At 50.0% G+C, this 17,927-nt stretch carries 17 protein-coding genes; 7 read left to right on the top strand and 10 right to left on the bottom strand.

What is annotated here, in order from left to right:
* The first annotated feature begins 100 nt into the window (after positions 1-100).
* Positions 101-1,291, top strand: coding sequence for a coenzyme F420-0:L-glutamate ligase (locus BFJ94_RS09545; RefSeq protein ID WP_120462459.1), 1,191 nt, complete (start codon positions 101-103; stop codon positions 1,289-1,291).
* Between the two features lie 42 nt (positions 1,292-1,333).
* On the opposite strand, the gene BFJ94_RS09550 is transcribed toward BFJ94_RS09545, so the two are convergent.
* Positions 1,334-2,248 carry a helix-turn-helix transcriptional regulator gene (locus BFJ94_RS09550; RefSeq protein ID WP_120462460.1) on the bottom strand — a complete coding sequence of 305 codons (915 nt, stop codon included), beginning with the start codon at positions 2,246-2,248 and terminating at the stop codon, positions 1,334-1,336.
* Positions 2,249-2,321: 73 nt separating this feature from the next.
* On the opposite strand from BFJ94_RS09550, the gene BFJ94_RS09555 reads away from it, so the two are divergent.
* Complete coding sequence (locus BFJ94_RS09555) at positions 2,322-2,843, top strand: dihydrofolate reductase family protein (protein ID WP_120462461.1); 522 nt, start codon at positions 2,322-2,324, stop codon at positions 2,841-2,843.
* Positions 2,844-3,287: 444 nt separating this feature from the next.
* On the opposite strand, the gene BFJ94_RS09560 is transcribed toward BFJ94_RS09555, so the two are convergent.
* The 8 genes from BFJ94_RS09560 to BFJ94_RS09595 all read right to left on the bottom strand — a co-directional run bounded on the left by BFJ94_RS09560 (position 3,288) and on the right by BFJ94_RS09595 (position 11,289).
* On the bottom strand, positions 3,288-4,112 hold the full coding sequence (locus BFJ94_RS09560; RefSeq protein ID WP_120462462.1) for a Cof-type HAD-IIB family hydrolase: 825 nt from the start codon (positions 4,110-4,112) through the stop codon (positions 3,288-3,290).
* Positions 4,113-4,249: 137 nt separating this feature from the next.
* Complete coding sequence (locus tag BFJ94_RS09565; RefSeq protein ID WP_120462463.1) at positions 4,250-5,122, bottom strand: PHP domain-containing protein; 873 nt, start codon at positions 5,120-5,122, stop codon at positions 4,250-4,252.
* Positions 5,123-5,137: 15 nt separating this feature from the next.
* A complete protein-coding gene (locus tag BFJ94_RS09570) occupies positions 5,138-6,043 on the bottom strand; it encodes a selenium metabolism-associated LysR family transcriptional regulator (protein WP_188831369.1) in 906 nt (301 codons plus the stop codon).
* A 129-nt stretch (positions 6,044-6,172) separates the two neighbouring features.
* Complete coding sequence (locus BFJ94_RS09575; protein ID WP_120462464.1) at positions 6,173-6,610, bottom strand: hypothetical protein; 438 nt, start codon at positions 6,608-6,610, stop codon at positions 6,173-6,175.
* A 210-nt stretch (positions 6,611-6,820) separates the two neighbouring features.
* The gene (locus tag BFJ94_RS09580) at positions 6,821-7,084 is read right to left on the bottom strand and encodes a YlbG family protein (protein ID WP_120462465.1); all 264 of its coding nucleotides are present in this window, start codon (positions 7,082-7,084) and stop codon (positions 6,821-6,823) included.
* A 51-nt stretch (positions 7,085-7,135) separates the two neighbouring features.
* Positions 7,136-7,579, bottom strand: a complete 444-nt coding sequence (locus BFJ94_RS09585; RefSeq protein WP_120462466.1) for a YlbF/YmcA family competence regulator — start codon at positions 7,577-7,579, stop codon at positions 7,136-7,138.
* A gap of 144 nt (positions 7,580-7,723) precedes the next feature.
* On the bottom strand, positions 7,724-9,547 hold the full coding sequence (locus tag BFJ94_RS09590; RefSeq protein WP_120462467.1) for a helicase-associated domain-containing protein: 1,824 nt from the start codon (positions 9,545-9,547) through the stop codon (positions 7,724-7,726).
* The gene (locus tag BFJ94_RS09595) at positions 9,544-11,289 is read right to left on the bottom strand and encodes a DNA repair helicase XPB (protein ID WP_120462468.1); all 1,746 of its coding nucleotides are present in this window, start codon (positions 11,287-11,289) and stop codon (positions 9,544-9,546) included. Before BFJ94_RS09595 ends, BFJ94_RS09590 begins: the two co-directional genes overlap by 4 nt.
* A 337-nt stretch (positions 11,290-11,626) precedes the next feature.
* Here BFJ94_RS09595 and BFJ94_RS09600 point away from each other — a divergent pair, with 337 nt between their 5' ends.
* The 4 genes from BFJ94_RS09600 (at position 11,627) to BFJ94_RS09615 (ending at position 16,163) form a co-directional block, all read left to right on the top strand.
* The gene (locus tag BFJ94_RS09600; protein WP_120462469.1) at positions 11,627-13,162 is read left to right on the top strand and encodes a flavocytochrome c; all 1,536 of its coding nucleotides are present in this window, start codon (positions 11,627-11,629) and stop codon (positions 13,160-13,162) included.
* A gap of 175 nt (positions 13,163-13,337) precedes the next feature.
* Complete coding sequence (locus BFJ94_RS09605) at positions 13,338-13,658, top strand: ArsR/SmtB family transcription factor (protein ID WP_120462470.1); 321 nt, start codon at positions 13,338-13,340, stop codon at positions 13,656-13,658.
* A gap of 25 nt (positions 13,659-13,683) precedes the next feature.
* Positions 13,684-15,375: a SulP family inorganic anion transporter gene (locus BFJ94_RS09610; protein WP_120462471.1), complete on the top strand. Its 1,692-nt coding sequence runs from the start codon at positions 13,684-13,686 to the stop codon at positions 15,373-15,375.
* A 137-nt stretch (positions 15,376-15,512) separates the two neighbouring features.
* Positions 15,513-16,163 carry a lysoplasmalogenase gene (locus BFJ94_RS09615; protein WP_120462472.1) on the top strand — a complete coding sequence of 217 codons (651 nt, stop codon included), beginning with the start codon at positions 15,513-15,515 and terminating at the stop codon, positions 16,161-16,163.
* A 20-nt stretch (positions 16,164-16,183) separates the two neighbouring features.
* On the opposite strand, the gene BFJ94_RS09620 is transcribed toward BFJ94_RS09615, so the two are convergent.
* Positions 16,184-17,356, bottom strand: a complete 1,173-nt coding sequence (locus tag BFJ94_RS09620) for a M20 family metallopeptidase (RefSeq protein ID WP_229716816.1) — start codon at positions 17,354-17,356, stop codon at positions 16,184-16,186.
* A gap of 219 nt (positions 17,357-17,575) precedes the next feature.
* Here BFJ94_RS09620 and BFJ94_RS09625 point away from each other — a divergent pair, with 219 nt between their 5' ends.
* Positions 17,576-17,917 (top strand): YugN family protein, encoded by a 342-nt coding sequence (locus BFJ94_RS09625; protein WP_120462473.1) that lies wholly within the window; start codon positions 17,576-17,578, stop codon positions 17,915-17,917.
* Positions 17,918-17,927: the final 10 nt, after the last annotated feature.

Genomic DNA, 17,927 nt, shown 5'->3' on the forward strand with positions numbered 1-17,927 from the left:
ATTCCTTATACCCGACATATGATATATTAATTTTACTTATATCACTAATGCGATGTATATTACAAGTGTAGGATTTCAACTTATACAAGGAGCGATTATTTTGGAAAGAGTAGTTGGAACTGTTGTTAGAGGCCTGCGCTGCCCGATCATCAATCAGGGCGATAGCATCGAAGAGATCGTAGTGGACAGTGTGCTGAAGGCTTCTGAAATCGAAGGCTTTGAAATTGGTGATAAAGATATCGTAACTATAACTGAATCGATCGTAGCCCGCGCCCAAGGCAACTACGCCACGATTGACCATATTGCGCAAGATGTTAGCTCTAAATTTGGTGATGACACCATCGGGGTTATTTTTCCTATCCTGAGCCGTAACCGCTTTGCAATCTGCCTCCGCGGCATCGCCAAAGGAGCCAAAAAGGTCGTTCTGATGCTTAGCTACCCTTCTGATGAAGTGGGCAACCACTTGGTAGATCTGGATCAGCTTGATGAGAAAGGCGTTAATCCTTGGACTGATGTGCTGACTGAGGAGCAATTCCGCAATCTATTTGGATATAAGAAACATACCTTTACTGGTGTGGATTACATCGATTATTATAAATCGCTGATCGAAGAGTATGGCGTTGAATGTGAAGTCGTCTTCTCCAACAATCCGAAGACCATTCTGAACTATACGAAGAGCGTTCTGACCTGCGATATTCATACTAGACTCAGAACGAAGCGGATCTTGAAGGCGAACGGCGCAGAGAAGGTGTACAGCCTCGATAACATCCTGGCCGAGTCCGTAGACGGTAGTGGGTTCAACGAAGCCTATGGTTTGCTTGGCTCGAATAAATCGACCGAGAACAGCGTGAAGCTCTTCCCTCGTAACTGCCAGCCGATCGTGGATAAGATCCAATCCGTACTAAAGGAGAAGACTGGCAAACAAGTCGAGGTCATGATTTATGGGGACGGAGCATTTAAAGATCCAGTGGGTAAAATTTGGGAGCTGGCTGACCCGGTTGTATCTCCGGCTTACACCGCGGGACTGGATGGCACGCCGAATGAAGTTAAATTGAAGTATTTGGCCGATAATAACTTCTCTCATCTGAGAGGGGAAGAGCTGCAGCAAGCGGTCGCCGAATACATTAACAATAAAGATGCTGATCTTGTAGGTGCGATGGAATCGCAAGGGACTACACCTCGGAAGCTTACAGACCTGATCGGCTCCTTGTCCGACCTGACCTCAGGTAGCGGCGACAAAGGTACGCCTGTCATCTACATTCAAGGCTACTTCGACAATTACACGAAATAATTATATGGAAAACCGCCCGGCGATGTATGCCGGACGGTTTTTTTATGTGATGGATGGTCGATATGTGTCTAAACTCTTCTCCAGCAGTTCCCTCACCAGCTCCCGTAATGGCTCTGGCTGGACAACCTCCGCTTCCGGACCGTAAGCGATCAGTCTGCGGGCCATGAACGGGAACTCCTCCGGCGGAACCTGCCCCTTCCATTCATGATCCTTCACCGACTTGAAATGCATATCTGATTGCGCAAGTCTTGTCCCGAAATCAGTAAACCGCACCGTCACTTCTGTCCTCTCTCTATCATCTGTTGAGGTTAGCCATTCCTTCAGTGTGGGGACGGAAGTATCCGTATAGTGAAGGATTGCCAGCTCCTGCATTCGATCAAGCCGATATAACAGCACCCGCTCCCCCTTCTGAGCCGGCATATACCAGTAACCATGCTCATAATAAATGCCAATCGGGTAAGCCTCTACATCCTTCCGTCCGCTGCGTGATGCGTAAGTGAATCTAATCTGTTTTTTCTCGATGGCCGCATTGATGATCTGCGTTGTCAAGGCTTCCGATTGTTCGGAGTGATTCTGTAAAAAGGCAATATGCTCGCTCATTCCGCTAATCCGATCCTGGACGTCGCTTGGCAAGCTGGAGAAATAGTGATCCGACAGCTGATCGCGTATGGAACCGTAAGGAAAGTCGGGAACCTGCTGCAAATATTCCATCATCATGAACAGACCGAACGCCTCATGCTCGGTAAGCTGCAAAGGTGGCAATATCCGGTTTGGCAGAACCCTATAGCCGCCGTTGGCACCCACCTCGGTGTATAAGGGAAAGCCCAGCTGCTGTAAATAATCGAGATCCCGCTGAATGGTACGAACTGATACGTCAAATCGTTCAGCCAGTTCGCGTGCTGTGAATTTCTTTCTGGCGTCGAGTAGGCGCATAATCATTAGTCTGCGTTGATTCATTCGCCTCACCTAATTACGTCAAGTTTTGTCATAATTATAATGTAACATAGTCCATAGAAAGGAGCGATAGCAAATGAAAAACAAAGTCGTGTTATACCTCGCGGTGAGCTTGGACGGTTATATTGCCCGAAATGATGGTGCTGTCGATTGGCTGTTTGATGTGGAAGGAGACGGAGGCGATAACGGGTATAGCAAGTTTTACGGAACAGTGGGCACGCTGGTAATGGGACGGCTTACGTATGACGAAGTACTCAAGCTGGCCGATGAGTTCCCTTATGCAGATAAACCATGCTATGTCTTGTCCCGGGCAGAGCAGCCTCCGGCCCCACACGTCACATTTACGAATGAGGCCCTGGACACTCTGATCCCACGCTTAAAGGCCGATTCGGAAGGCGATATCTGGCTTGTCGGTGGCGGACAGCTTGTTGCGGCTTTCCTGGAAGCCGGGTTACTGGATGAACTCCGCATTACCGTTACCCCAAAGATCCTCGGGGAGGGCATCCCGCTGTTTCCCCGGGGAACGGTGCCAAGCACTTTTCACTTAAAGCATATAGAACAAATGGGACAATTCGTCTCGTTAATCTATACAGCCTAAGCAGGTTCGCCTTAGAATCAGAAAAATGGGGCTGTCCAATCAGCCTCTAAACTCATTATTTAATCGCGTCGGCTTCGATCCTTGTACCATCTATTAAGCTTACGTGGCGCAAGAGACAAACACGGATAGTGAGGACTCTCCACGGATCTAGCGGTCAAAAATGTCCGTTAGAGCATGGAAACAACAACTACGCTCCTCTAACGGACACTTTTGACCCTTAGAAGCGAAAAATGCCATTTTTCGCGGCCATTTCCCTTGTAACGGACAATGATGTCCATTACAAGGGCGGGGTGCCACAGAATCAACGCTAACGGACAATGATGTCCGTGTCCGAATGATCCGCCCAGAACAGGGGGATGTTCACATTTTTGGGCACGCAAAAGGGGCGTCTTCAAGTCGGAAGATCGACTATAGGACAGCCCCATCTGCATATGTTGGTATGGTTTATGCTGTTGGGATCAGATCTCTCAGAATAAATGATTCCACAACCTGGGCTACACCATCATTCATATTCGTGTCGGTGACATAATCGGCCAGCTGCTTGATCTCCTCCGGCGCATTGCCCATGGCAACGCCCAGACCTGCAAATTCAAGCATCGCTACATCGTTATATCCGTCGCCCATGGCGATCACTTCGGAGCGTTCGATTCCCAGCTGATCGATCAAGTGCTGTAAGCTGGTTCCTTTATTGACGCCATTCTCCGTGAACTCGAGGAAGAACGGCTTCGAGCGCATCACGTTCAGTTTACCGGCCAACTCCACTTTCAGCTTCTCTTCAACCCGTACCAGCCTGTCCGGGTCTTCGACCATTAACACCTTCACGACCGGAATTTGAACCGCTTCGATGAAGCTAGGCACCTCGGCAATCTTCATGCCTGTAATTTGCGCTTCAATATGGGTATACTGATTCGCCTGCTCTGTCACAATGTCGTCGCCAACATAGGTCAGCGCGGATACGCCCTCCTGAATGCTCATCTCGTAAAGAGCATGGGCTGTCTCTGGGGTCAAAGTACTGCTGAACGGCTCCTCTCGCGTCTTCCAATTGATAATCTTCGCTCCGTTGAACGATAGAATATAGCTTCCGAACCGCTCCAGTTCCAATTCATCGGCCAATGCCTTCATGGCATACGTAGGTCTCCCCGATGCCAGCACAACCTTTACGCCAGCCTCCTGTGCAGCCATTAGCGCTTGCTTGTTGCGGGGCGAGATCGTCCCGTCATCACGAAGTAGAGTATCATCTAAATCTAGTACTATCATTTTATATGTCATCATACAGCCATCCTTTATAGAGAAATAGAGAAAATTCGAAAAGTCCGCTTTGGCTAGAAAATCCATCGGGGCCAATGCATGAATGAGGCTCTAGCACACGATTCTGTCATTTCTACTATATCAGATATTTCTGGCGATTACCCTCTCAATTGTTGGGCAACTTGCCTTATTCGTTCCACGGTCTCTCCTGTAACGTAGCAGCTGCCTAGGTCGCCATGGAATACGACGCCCTGTCTCACGCCATGATAATCCGAGCCCCCGGTTGGAATCAGATGATATTCATCGGCGATCGCTAAATATCGTTGTTCCTCCGCGGGTCCATGGTCCGAGTGATATACTTCGATTCCGGCAGGCTGGCCCGCTTCGATAATCGTACGGACTAGGTCGTCATCCCCGTACAAGCCAGGATGGGCGATCACCGGAGCGCCGCCCGCTTCGCGAATCCACTCCATCGCCTGCTGCGGCGATATTCTCGGCTGGGCTGCATAGCCCGGCTTGCCCTCCGCCAAGTAACGGTCGAAGGCGTCGCGCAGATCGCGAACATAACCTTTGCGCACCAGTGCATCTGCTATATGCGGGCGCCCCAGGCTCTCATCTGGACGCAGCGAACGTCCCAGACCGTCGATCACCTCTTGGAGCGTAATCGACAAGCCCAAGCCCTGGAGCTTCCGGATAATCTGCTCATTACGGGCATCACGTGTTGCACGAAGTCCGGCTAACCGCTCCAGCAGAGCGAAGTCCTCATAATTCAGATAATAGCCGAGCACATGAATGTCCTTACCGCCAGCTTGAGTGCTGATCTCCACGCCCGGTATGACGTGAATACCTGCTTTTTCCCCTTCTGCCAAAGCGGAAGCTATTCCGGCCACGGTATCGTGGTCAGTCACCGCAAGTCCGGTCAGCCCCTTCTCCTTCGCTAATCTGACATTCTCCTCTGGGGTGTTCATCCCATCAGAGACACAGCTATGCGTATGTAAATCATATCGTGCTTCTTCTCTAGTCCCCTGCATTACATATCACATCCTCTACAACAATTGTCCATATTCTCTCAAGAAAGTCAGAAAAGTAACCGCCGGAACCGGCAGCAGGGTTGATTTCAAATGAACGGAATAGAACTGTCGTTTGAACTCGGCATCCTCAATATCGATCACCTTCAGCAAACCTAGCGCCTGTTCATGCTTCACAGAGGATGGTGAAATGATCGTAATACCGATTCCCGATTCTACGGCCGACTTTACCGCACCTGTGCTTCCCAGTTCCATCATCGCTTCGATCCGATCCGGCTCAAAGCCTCTATCCATCAATACCGCTTCCATCACCTGGCGCGTCCCCGAGCCTTTCTCTCTTAACACGAAAGGGTAGCCGACTACTTCCTGCAGCGTGACTCTTCTCCGCTCTGCTAATGGATGTCCGGCAGGAGCGATCAGCTTCAATTCGTCCTCCATCACTGGTTCGAACATCATATCCGGGTGATGCACCGGAGCCTCAACAAGGCCAAAATTCAACTGATGCCCTACGATCTCATCGATAATTTGCGTTGTGTTCATCACTTTAAGCGCGATTGAAATATGCGGATACTGCTTGGCAAAAGGCCCGAGCAAACGAGGCAGCACATATTCTCCGATCGTTAGGCTCGCTCCGAGCTGCAGACGACCCTCTAGCATATAGGTAAGCCGGGACATCGCCTTCTCGGCATCGCGCATAAGCTCGATACTCCGTTTGGCATATGGATACAGGACTTGGCCCGCTTCCGTAAGCTCAACCCGCTTGGTCGATCGAACGAGCAGCTTGCTGCCGAAATAATCCTCCAGCGACTGAATCTGCATCGTTACCGCCGGCTGGGTCATATGAAGCGCCTGAGCCGCTGCCGAGAAGCTCGCCCGCTCAGCAACGGTATAAAAAATATGTAGCTGGTGAAAATTCAAGGCCATTCCTGATCCCCCCTACTCCTACAATAGCATGGAGGACATGATAAAAAAAAGGGGCCGTCCCCAATAGCTATACTATCGAGGGATGGCTCCTCATGAGTCCAGAAACTTTTAAACGCTGATCCTTGCCGGCTATTTCCGCTTGCGGCTGTTCTTCATTAATGTCATGCGCCGCGAATGGCGCAGCCAAGAATAATAAGATTTCAAATCACGAAGCTCGATCGTCTCTGACATTAAACCAAGAAAAGTAACGATGATCATACGATGCAGCGGACGTCCGGCAAGATCATATTCACCGGTCAGCTCACTGAATTCGGCAACCATTACAATATCATCATCTACCAAATAAACGTCTTCTTCTTTTCTATAATAAGGGGATATTCGATTCTGCTTCAGACATTCCCACAGCCAAAGAGCGATATCTTCATACCGGGCCTTGGTATCCTTAATTCGATCCTCGTACCTAGCCTTGGCATGATTGGTTATCACGATATCAGCGACTCGTTTATCCCCTAGTGGAACATGGAAAGCTTCATAGGTCCCCCACCGTTCCGTTGCTCTGTCTCTCATGCCGCACCTCGCATTGATAGGACTTTATAACTATGTATATTTGCCTATTATATTACAATATAACCTATAATTCTACAAGGCGAGTATACGGGTGTTATGGATTTATAAGGAAATAGGGAGTAGAACTTTCATACTATGATCATTTTTCCGTAAATGAGGTCAACAAAAAACAGCGACATCACTGCCGCTGCTTTCAATAATTGTCGTCCTCTATAATCCGTAGTATTGCGTTTTATCCGGAACGTCCTTCGTGTATTCCGTTTTGATCTCATTTCGATACGAACGCTCGATTCTGCGTACATAGGGGAGCCGGCGAATATTCTTGATCGTATCCTCAGCACGCTCTGCATTTACATACATAACGACATAATGCATCCGTCGGGACAAATAGTGCACGCTCCCGTATTTCTCCAAATTTCTGGCCGCCTTCAGATCACTAACCCAAATAATGTAGCCTGTACGCTCCGGGAACATATTCGTTCCTCCTCTCATCTATCTCTATACAACCTGCCTCTGCGCTTCCCATTATCCGCAGCTGCACTTCCCACCATTACCACAACCGCATCCCGATGAAGGATTCGGGTCATTACTGGGCACCTTGATCGTGTCAGAGACCGAATAAGCAATCATCTCCGATATCTGGTGCAGAATATCATCCAGCTCTGCTTCAGCTGCCTTGAATTTACGCACGGCCTCATGCTGCTCCAGCTCCAGTTCCACCGCATTGACCCTATCCTTGGCCTCATGATAGTTGGGGTGAAAATGCCCGAAACGCTGCGTCTCCTCGAACAGCTCTTTTTGTGCGTTTAATTTACGGACCAGAGCTTGAATCTCTGCACTCTCCTCCACACGGCGCTTCCAATATAAATAATCGGAGACCGCGGCAGAATTATTTATCATATCGCCCAATTCATAGGCGTATGTCAGTACTTCGGCCATATCAACCGTAACCGTCTCTGTTACGCTCATGAATGATCAACTCGATTCTATTCAATTCTTCTGCGGTAGCTCCAGCTCACCAAGTCCGGGTAGTCTCGATGAATGGACTCTAGCCGACGAAATAATCATATCATAATCCCTACCCGAGCGAAAAGAGGCCTTCCAGAACTGGCCTTATATTTCCGGCAGAAGGATGCGCATTCCATCCCATTGGTCCGGAGATAACTCCACTTCCTGCTGAGGCTCCTCTGCGTCCAGGCTATCCTGTTCTGCCTCGAAGAGACGACCGTGAATTCGCCATTGCTCCTCTTCCTCCAGCCGATCCGGAATGAATTCCACCAGCCTTCCCTCGACCTGAAGCATAAGCTTAGTATTCCATTGCAGAGCTTGTTCAATCATTCTCCGCGCCGTCGAAGCATGATAGGTCCTCAGCTCCCTAAGCCATACACCAGGTATATCCTGCATTCCGGGAAATAGCTGTTCCCGCCGCGGTATCGACAGGTCGCGTTCGTAGAACTGGTAACCTCGCCCGTTGTATATCCAGGCCTGCTGAGCATCCGAATCCGGGCGGGAAGAACGGATCGACTCCGTGCTACCCACTTCAGGCTCCAGCCGTAAATACCGCGGTTCCTGAGACTCGGAGCCGCGCCATTTCGGCGGAGTCAAATTCAGCTCTGCCAGCACTTTCTCCACCTTGTCCACCCCTGCCGGATCGACGATGAAATCTAGTGGACCAATGGGCTCCAGCTTGTCCTTCACGCCCGGGTGGGCGGCGATTCTCCTCGCCGCCTCCTCGTCCTTGCAGCGAAGCAGAAGCACTTCCGCGAACGAGGTTCGCCCCATCTCCTTCGCCCATTGCGTAAGCGACAGCAAGACATTGTCGGGGATGCCGGCAGAGTTCATACGAAGGAAATCGACCACTTCCTCTACCGATCTCCCTTGCTGCGTCGCAGCCTCTATACTGGATCTGCTGATCCGGTAAATGGACATCACATCCATCGCTACGATCTCACAGCATAGCTCAAGCTCCCAGCGCACCTGGAAGGACACCTCCGGCGGCACGATAATCTCGAAGTCCGGCTGGATATAAAATAACTCGACCGCACCGGGATCAGCCAATTCCTGCTTGTCCAGCACCGGCTTCATACTCCAGCGAAACATAAGCTCTCCTTCCCGATCCTGCCCGAGATCCAGCCAGCCGAAGCCGCTTAGCGCGGCAAGCCAGCTGCGCATCCATGTCCGCTTGCCTTCAGATATAGCTTCAGGCAGCATGCCCTGCACCTGCAAGGAGGCCAGCACCTCCTGCATAGAATACCACTGGCCTTCTTCCATATCGGCAGCGATCAATCGGAAGGCAAAATGCGACAGGTACACATCATCAGGCACATAGCGCAGCAGAACCTCAATCAGCAGCTCATGGTTCATTTTCTGCAGACTATTGCTTAGCCAGACGGACAGTTCATGGGCATTCAAGCTCCAGGAACCCCTTTCTTTGCGGGTAAGGCCTAGCGCCAGCATCATATCGAGCACGACCGCCGCATGGGCAGGATAGACCTCCTGATGAGGATAAGGCAAATTCAAGCCCGCTACATCCTCCTCCTTAAGCTCCACTTGCTCCAATATTTTATGCAGCGATTTCTGATGAACCGTTCCTTTTGCCGTGAGTGGCAGTCCATGCTGAGCTATCCAGGTTAAGCTACGGAATAAATCCGTGGCAAGCCCAGGTCTGGCCGCCTGTAGAAGAGTGACCGCACCGGGATCAGCCGATTTAAGGCCATAGTGGTCCCAACGGCTCCAGTAAGCGAGCAGCACCTCCCCGGGAATATAATAGAGTCGATCTCCCCAGGACTTCTTGACGGCGGCTACCTCCCCTTTTCGAAGCATAGCAGGCAAGGCCGCCCTAAGATCAGCCCCACTCACCCGCTCTGCCGCCGCAGTATTCAATTTGCTCAAAGTAAACGGCGAGCTGGCGAATTTGCGTATCAACCATTCAATCACGCTTCAGACACCCCCTTGATCCGATCCGTGTGAGAGCTTGAGTTGAACATATCGATATGTCCGTCCTCCTGTTCCCGTAGAATCGCATATTCATATCCCTGTTCAATCAGAAATAGCTGCCTTCGTACCGCAAATTCCTGTTCACGAGTACCCTCCGAGACAAGAGTGTAGAAATACGCGGTCTTCCCGTCCTCCTTCGGACGCAGTATTCTGCCGAGCCTCTGCGCTTCCTCCTGTCTGGAGCCAAAGCTGCCCGATATTTGAATCGCGACTGCAGCATCCGGCAGGTCGATTGCGAAGTTGGCTACCTTGGATACAGCAAGCACCGTGATCTGTCTATGGCGAAAAGCATGGAAAATTCGCTCCCGTTCATCCTGCGGCATCCTTCCCGTAATCAGTGGAACTCCCAGCTCATCTGCAACCTGGTTCAGCTGTTGCAAATATTGGCCGATGATTAATATTTGCCGTCCGGTATGGCGCTTGAGCAATTCTCTTAATACCGCTATCTTCTGCGGGTTCTCCGCAGCGATTCTGAATTTCTCCCTCGCTCCGGCCAGATTATAGCGATCTTCAAGCATAGCAGACATCGCCACTCTTATCTCCCGGCACAGCACGGTCGCGATATATCCGCTGTCCTCCATCTCCTTCCAAGGCACCTCATAGCGCTTCGGTCCGATCAGGGAGAACACATCCCGCTCCTGGCCATCCTCGCGGACCAATGTAGCGGTCAAGCCTAATCGGCGCGTGGCCTGAATATCGGCCGTAGCGCGAAATACCGGCGCTGGCAGAAGATGGACCTCGTCATATATAATCAGCCCCCAGTCCCGCTCATTGAACAGGCTCATATGCTTGAAGCCTTCTTCCTTCCTGCTGCGATGCGTCAATATTTGATAGGTGGATACCGTGACCTCGCGGACTTGCTTCTTCTCCCCCGAGTATTCCCCGATTCTATCCGGAGTAAGGGTCGTCTTATCCAATAATTCAGCGATCCACTGCCGTACTGAAGTTACACTCGAGGTCAAGATCAAGGTTTCACACTGGAAGCACGCCATCGCTGCAAGACCGATGACCGTCTTACCTGCCCCGCAGGGCAGCACCAGTACGCCACTGCCGCCCGAGCCAACATCCTGATCGCGGGTAAACGCGGCGACACTCTCCTCCTGATACGTTCTCAGTTTGAACTCTTTCCCGCCGGACGATACTTCCCGCAGCGAGAAGGGAAGAGATTGGCCCTCATGGTACCCGACCAAGTCTAGGACGGGATACCCCAGCCGTGCTAATTCCTGCTTAATGCTGCCACGGTAATCAGCAGACAGCTTCATTCGCCGTTCATCTATATGAATCAGATGGAAGTCGGATAGACTGGATTCCAGCTCCAACTGACGCATAATGTCAGCATCCTGACCCTCCAGCCATAGCATGTCTTCCTCATCGTCAACCCGCTGCAGCTTTAACCTTCCATATCTCGATACCGCGACCTGAATATCCGCGACTACCGCTGGAGGCAGGGCCCATCTGGAGACCGACTCCAGAGCAGCCACGATCTCAGCGGCCGAGTTGCCTCGAGCCGCCGCGTTCCATAGCGATAATGGGGTAATGCGATATGTATGGTAATTTGCCGGACTTTTGACAAGCTCAGCAATTTGTATCAACAGGGCCCGCGCTTCTTCAAAGCCAGGATGATTCTTCTCCAGCAACACCGTACCATCTCTTTGTACAATACATGCCCCAGCCGTATTCAAGCACAGCAACCTCCCTCAAAATGAATTAGCTCCCTTAGATCATAGCTTCTCCAAACCGCATGAAATAAGACAGAAGCTAGACTATAACAACAACTATTATCATAACAAGAGATACGGCAACCTCCAACAACCCGCAACCCATTCATTTACTGATGCTGACCCATCGCCGAGCGCTAACGAAACACCATATCGTTAGCGATATCCCGTTTCGTTACCATTTTGAGTAATCGATTGTCATATTTTGTATCCTGAAGATTGTGAATAAAATCACTATCCCTTGTCCGATCCTATATTAAAATAAAGTGAACCTAAATATAGAAAATGGAGGGGTTAAACCATGAGAAAGAAAGCAGCAGCACTGCTTGTTCTTGTTCTCTCTTTCGTGCTCGTGATCGCGGGCTGCGGAAGCGGCAACCAGAACAACGACAAGAATCAAGGTCAAGAAAACACCAAGAAAGAAGAAGCCGCAGGCAATGAAGCCGTATCAGGCGCTTCTAAGACTAGCTACACACCGTTGGATCAATTGCAGGATAAATACGATATCATTATCGTAGGCGCTGGCGGTGCCGGCATGTCTGCCGCACTTGAAGCCAAGAGCAAAGGCTTGAACCCGGTTATTTTCGAGAAAATGCCAGTTGCTGGCGGGAATACGTTAAAAGCGTCTTCGGGTATGAATGCCTCTGAAACTAAGTTCCAAAAGGAACAAGGGATTGAAGATAGCAATGATTTATTTTATGAAGAAACTTTAAAAGGCGGCCATGGGACTAACGACAAGGAATTGCTTCGCTTCTTCGTCGACAATTCTGCAAGTGCCATCGATTGGCTGGATTCCATCGGCATCCGCTTGAACAATATTACGATTACAGGCGGTATGGGCGAGAAACGTACGCACCGTCCTGAAGATGGTTCAGCCGTTGGACAATATGTCGCTAACGGATTGCTGAAGAATGTGCAAGAGCAGCAAATTCCGCTATTCGTGAATGCAAATGTGAAGGAAATTACAGAACAAGACGGCAAAGTGAATGGCGTTAAAGTTCTCTTTGACCAAAAAGATGAGAAAACAATCACTGCAGACGCTGTTGTTGTAACGACCGGCGGCTACGGCTCTAATATGGATATGATCTCCAAAGTTCGTCCTGATCTGGAAGGACTCGTAACTACGAACCAAGAAGGCAGCACCGGCGACGGTATTCAAATGATTGAAAAGCTCGGCGGCGTAACGGTTGATATGGATCAAATCCAGGTTCACCCAACAGTACAGCAAGATAAATCCTATTTGATCGGGGAAGCTGTGCGCGGTGAAGGCGCGATCCTCGTCTCTAACGAAGGCAAGCGTTTTGTCAATGAACTGGACACTCGCGATAAAGTTACGGCAGCTATTAATGAACTGTCTGATAAATCAGCTTATCTCGTATTCGACTCCGGTGTGAAATCCCGCGCCAAAGCGATCGAGCAATATGACAAAATGGGCTTTGTCGTCGCAGGCGATTCGATCGAAGCACTGGCTAAAGAAATGGGCGTTCCCGAAGATCAATTGAAAACGACGCTCGATACTTGGAATGAAGCAGTGAAGAACAAGAATGACGCAGAATTTGGCAGAACGACAGGTATGGACAATGACTTGTCCAACGGACCTTTCTACGCGATCAAGATCGCTCCTGGGATTCACTATACGATGGGTGGCGTGAAGATCAATACGAACACTGAAGTTGTAAATAAAGACGGACAACCTATCGCAGGCCTGTTCGCAGCGGGCGAAGTGGTTGGCGGATTGCATGGCGAGAACCGGATCGGCGGTAACTCCGTGGCTGAGATCATCATTTTCGGTCGTCAAGCTGGGGTTAAATCAGCTGAATACGTTCAAGCACAATAAGATTTGACCATTTATCATTACAGTAAAAGGGTTCGAGAATCAGCAATGATTGTCGAGCCCTTTTGCCTATTTTGGTGTTTTGCATCTGGCGTACTTTCATACTTCATGATAGTATTAAATATCAAGATATTTGAATATATGAATAATTGAAGGTTTGAAAGGTGGGGGGAATTCTATGAATACCCAATTGCAAGCGTTCAAGGCCGAATTCTTCAAGGCTTTGGCCCATCCGCTTCGCATTCGTATTCTGGAGCTACTATGTGAAGGAGAGAAAAGCGTCAACGAAATGCAGACCTTGCTTGAGAGCGAAGGCTCAGCCGTATCCCAGCAGCTTAGTATTCTGCGGGCCAAGAATATCGTGGTCGGGGTTAAACAAGGCAAGCAGGTCATGTACTCGCTAGTCGACCCTATGGTCGAGGATTTATTAGCGATTACCAAGGATATTTTCAACAATCATTTGATCCACATTATTTCTATTTACGAACACCAGAACTGAATATTCTTAGAAAGAAGGCTCAATTGTGAATACTCTGTTTACGGGTATTTTCAAGAAATACTCACTTCAGCAATTTCAAAAAGACTTGATCGCCGGCATCGTTGTCGGCGTTATTGCGATTCCGCTAGCTATGTCCTTCGCGATTGCATCCGGCGTCAAGCCGGAATACGGAATCTACACCGCCTGTATCGCCGGGATCCTGATCTCGATATTCGGCGGCTCGAAATTCCAGATCGGGGGGCCGACAGGGGCCTTCGTACCGATTCTGCTTGGGATTGTGCTCACTTATGGCTATCAGAATCTGTTGATCGCAGGCATCCTGGCCGGAATCATACTATGTCTTATGGGTGTATTCAAATTAGGGTCATTAATCAAATTCATTCCCCGTCCGGTGACGATCGGCTTCACCTCCGGGATCGCGGTGATTATCTTTACAGGTCAAATCGCTAATTTTCTAGGGCTTACAGGTATCGAGAAGCACGAGACCTTCATCGCTAACATGAAGGAGATCATCATTCATATAGGCAGCGTAAATCTATACAGCGTCATTACCGCGCTGATTTGCCTGGCCATCCTCATCATTATGCCGCGCATATTGCCGAGAATACCTGCACCACTGATCGGAATCATCGTATCCAGTCTGATCGCTGGCTGGCTATTCTCCGGTCATATACCGACTATAGGCACAACATTTGGTGAAATCCCAAGCGCGCTGCCTAAATTCCAAATCCCGTCATTTAGTTGGGAGAACCTTCAACAACTGATCGGCCCGGCCTTTGCCATCGCCATGCTCGGCGCCATTGAATCTCTGCTGTCCGCCGTAGTTGCGGATGGTCTGACCAATACGAAGCACGATAGCAACCGCGAACTGATCGGTCAAGGGATTGCTAATATCATCACTCCGCTATTTGGCGGCATCCCTGCTACCGGCGCAATTGCGCGTACGGCAGCCAATGTCAAGAGCGGAGCAGTATCGAAGATGTCCGGTGTCATCCATGGGGTGTTCGTCCTGCTGACACTTCTGCTCCTGGCTCCACTCGCTTCGAAGATTCCGTTAGCCAGTATGGCACCGATCCTGATGATCGTCGCTTGGAATATGAGCGAGCGGGCCCATTTCAAGCATATTCTCAGAATGAAATCCGGTGATTCCCTGATCTTGGTCGTCACCTTCCTGCTTACCGTATTTACAAGTTTGACCATCGCCGTCGAGGTAGGTCTCGGGCTGGCCTTGCTTCTGTTCACCAAGAAAATGAGTGAAGCCGTGACCGTCAAGAAGTCGCTGCCGAAGCATTTTCGTGAGAAGCGGGAGAAAATCTCTCACCTCTGGGGGGGCTCCGACAAGAACTCACCGATCGGCGTTTATACCGTGGATGGGCCTTTATTTTTTGGGGCTGCGCAGGATTTCCATGAAGCCGTGACCGATTATATCAAGCAAAAACCAAAGTTTCTCATCCTGCGGATGGGAAATGTACCCTTCATCGATACGACGGGGGAAGCTTATTTCCGCAGTATCCTCCATCAATTCAGAGCTCAGGGAGGCAGGCTGCTGATCACCGGGCTACCGCCGCATGTCAAGGAGACTTTGATTCACAACGGATTGTATAACGCGATCGGCAAGGATCATTTCTTCGAACATGTGAATGAAGCGATCACATTCTCCTTGGAGCAATTGAAGCAAGACAAATTCGATAATCTGCAATCATTGCGTCTTTCCTAAAAAAGCAAGAGCGTCCAGAGGCCGATCAGGGCTTCTGGACGCTTTTTGGTTAGCAATGAACTATGGAGGTACTGTTTGTGTCCCCGCCGAATATAGATCTTAAGTAGAATCTTATAAGATCAACGGGAGGGATCGATATGTACAAAAAACTTCTGTCCTTGCTCATCCTCGTCATGGGGCTCATCTACATCTTCGTAAGCTCTGCGCTTCTCTTCAAGCTGATCCCGATGTGGCTTATCCTTCTATATGCTTACGCACATAGAACACAGCTTAACAAGCCATACTTCCTGCTTATCTTCACAGGTCTCTTCTTCTGTATGCTGGGCGACGGCCTATTGATTTATTTTGTGGTAGGCTTATCCGCTTTTCTAGTAGGGCATCTGTTCTACACCGCCGCTTTCATCACGAGCTGGAGGTGGTCCTGGCTCAGATTTAGCAGCATCCTCCCCCTCCTGATCCTTGCAGGAATCATGGGAACGCAGCTCTTCCAGGCGATGCAGAACACCGCTAATGAAGCGCTCATTATTCCGGTTATGATCTATTTGCTCGTCATTCTGTCGATGGGCTGGACCTCGATAATGACAGGCAATGTCTCCTCTATGCTCGGCAGCATCCTGTTCATCATTTCCGATTCTATTCTCGCCTGGGATAGATTCATTTCCGATATTGCTTACGCCGGGGTGTTCATCATGCTAACGTATTATACCGCTCAGTTCTTGATCGCGCGCAGCCTCGGTCAGACGAACCGCCGACCGGACGCCGACCGAACAAACAGCCTCGCCCGCTAGACAGGACGAGACTGTATCCATTAGCTGCTGCTCTCCTCCTGATAAGTCTCGGCCATGGAGATCAGCAGAGCTGCGGCATGCAGCATCGCTTCTTCATCGATATCAAATCGCGGATGATGATGAGGGTATATAATTCCCTTCTCTTCATTGCCTGCTCCTACCAACACGAAACAGCCCGGAACCCGCTGTAAATAATAAGCAAAATCCTCCGCAGGCATAATTTTGGGGGAGACCTCCACCTTCAGCCCGGGAATTTTATGAACCGCCCTGCTCAACCGCTGGAACTCCACTGCATCATTGACCACACTAGGATAGCCGGTCACATAATCGATCCGGGCCTCCGCGCCATAGGCTTGGGTGATCCCTTCCACCAAGGCATAGATTCGTTCACGAATCAGCTGTCTGGTTACCTCGTCGAAGCATCGGGCCGTACCGGATAGCCGGCAGCGATCAGCTATGACATTCTGAGCCATCCCGCCCTGGATCGATCCGATCGTCACCACGGCCGGATTCAGTGGATCTACGGAACGGCTGACCACGCTCTGCAGTTGCATCACAAGGGACGAGCCAGCGACTACACTATCCACCGCTTTATGCGGCATTCCGCCATGACCCCCACGCCCTTGAATCTCGATGAGGAAATCATCTACCGAAGCCATTAACGGTCCTGCGGCGCTCGCTACTGTGCCGAGCGGCAGCGGAGTCCATAGATGCACTCCGTAGATCACATCCACCCCCTCCAGCGCGCCCTGCTCGATCATGCCCACTGCGCCCCCGGGACAGGCCTCCTCAGCAGGCTGAAACAGAAAGCGAATCTCCCCGCGAATCTCCTGCAGGCGGTGGCTGTAATACTCCGCTACTGCCAGCAATACCGCAGTATGACCGTCATGACCACAGGCATGCATCACACCGGGAACCTGTGAAGCGTACTCGCATGACTTCTCATCCTGGATCGGCAAGGCGTCCATATCAGCGCGGAGCGCAACCGTCTTGCCCGGCAATAGACCACGCAAGCAGCCGATAAGCCCATAGCCGCCGACTCCTTCTCTAACCTCCACCCCAAGCTCGCGTAGAATACCCGCTACATACGCCGAGGTCTCCTTCTCTTTAAATGATAATTCCGGATGGCGGTGCAGATGTCTCCTTCGTTCAACCATCTTCGGGTACAACGTCTCCAAGTCCGTCAGCTTCACAGAATTCACTTCCTTAATCTGATCTGAGTTATAGGTAAGTTATCCACTAAATTCCAACCTGATTTTTAAGTTATATTGTAGCAGAAAACCCGTTTATGCGAATAGCATAGCGTGCAAAGAATCTATGGGAAATCCTGCTAATTATCTTGAACAAACCTTGCGCAAGAGGTGGAAACATAATATCATGAGAGAAGAACTTTTAAGGGGGCATATTGGACGATGATTGTTGAAAATACGGGTTTAGACGGATTAAAAAGCGATTTGGCCTATTTGGACGAATCTGCGGAGAAAGTCGGCTTCATCCGCTGGCAATGGGAATATTACCGTGCTACATACGATTACAAAATTGAATTCAACAATGATGCTTACTACCTCCGAATTAATACACGTGCCGTTGAAGGAAAACTGGAGCGCCCTGACGCGGTTCTGGCCATCGAAGCAGTTTATATGGGCCGGGCTACCTTTCCACACAGTCTAGAATATGAATCGGAAATTCCGGCACCCGTGATGAAGACAGCCACTAGCAAATTAACCGAGCTGAAGGAATTGCTCGAGGCTTGAGCCACTATAG

Origin of the sequence: Paenibacillus aceti (assembly GCF_003614185.1) — a bacterium.
GTDB classification, from domain to species: domain Bacteria; phylum Bacillota; class Bacilli; order Paenibacillales; family Paenibacillaceae; genus Fontibacillus; species Fontibacillus aceti.

Coding starts and splice junctions, on each gene's coding strand:
- BFJ94_RS09575 (WP_120462464.1), bottom strand. CDS start 6,610: ATGAGAGACAGAGCAACGGAACGGTGGGGGACCTATGAAGCTTTCCAT.
- BFJ94_RS09550 (WP_120462460.1), bottom strand. CDS start 2,248: ATGAATCAACGCAGACTAATGATTATGCGCCTACTCGACGCCAGAAAG.
- BFJ94_RS09615 (WP_120462472.1), top strand. CDS start 15,513: ATGTACAAAAAACTTCTGTCCTTGCTCATCCTCGTCATGGGGCTCATC.
- BFJ94_RS09570 (WP_188831369.1), bottom strand. CDS start 6,043: ATGGCCTTGAATTTTCACCAGCTACATATTTTTTATACCGTTGCTGAG.
- BFJ94_RS09605 (WP_120462470.1), top strand. CDS start 13,338: ATGAATACCCAATTGCAAGCGTTCAAGGCCGAATTCTTCAAGGCTTTG.
- BFJ94_RS09580 (WP_120462465.1), bottom strand. CDS start 7,084: ATGTTCCCGGAGCGTACAGGCTACATTATTTGGGTTAGTGATCTGAAG.
- BFJ94_RS09585 (WP_120462466.1), bottom strand. CDS start 7,579: ATGAGCGTAACAGAGACGGTTACGGTTGATATGGCCGAAGTACTGACA.
- BFJ94_RS09625 (WP_120462473.1), top strand. CDS start 17,576: ATGATTGTTGAAAATACGGGTTTAGACGGATTAAAAAGCGATTTGGCC.
- BFJ94_RS09600 (WP_120462469.1), top strand. CDS start 11,627: ATGAGAAAGAAAGCAGCAGCACTGCTTGTTCTTGTTCTCTCTTTCGTG.
- BFJ94_RS09565 (WP_120462463.1), bottom strand. CDS start 5,122: ATGCAGGGGACTAGAGAAGAAGCACGATATGATTTACATACGCATAGC.
- BFJ94_RS09555 (WP_120462461.1), top strand. CDS start 2,322: ATGAAAAACAAAGTCGTGTTATACCTCGCGGTGAGCTTGGACGGTTAT.
- BFJ94_RS09560 (WP_120462462.1), bottom strand. CDS start 4,112: ATGACATATAAAATGATAGTACTAGATTTAGATGATACTCTACTTCGT.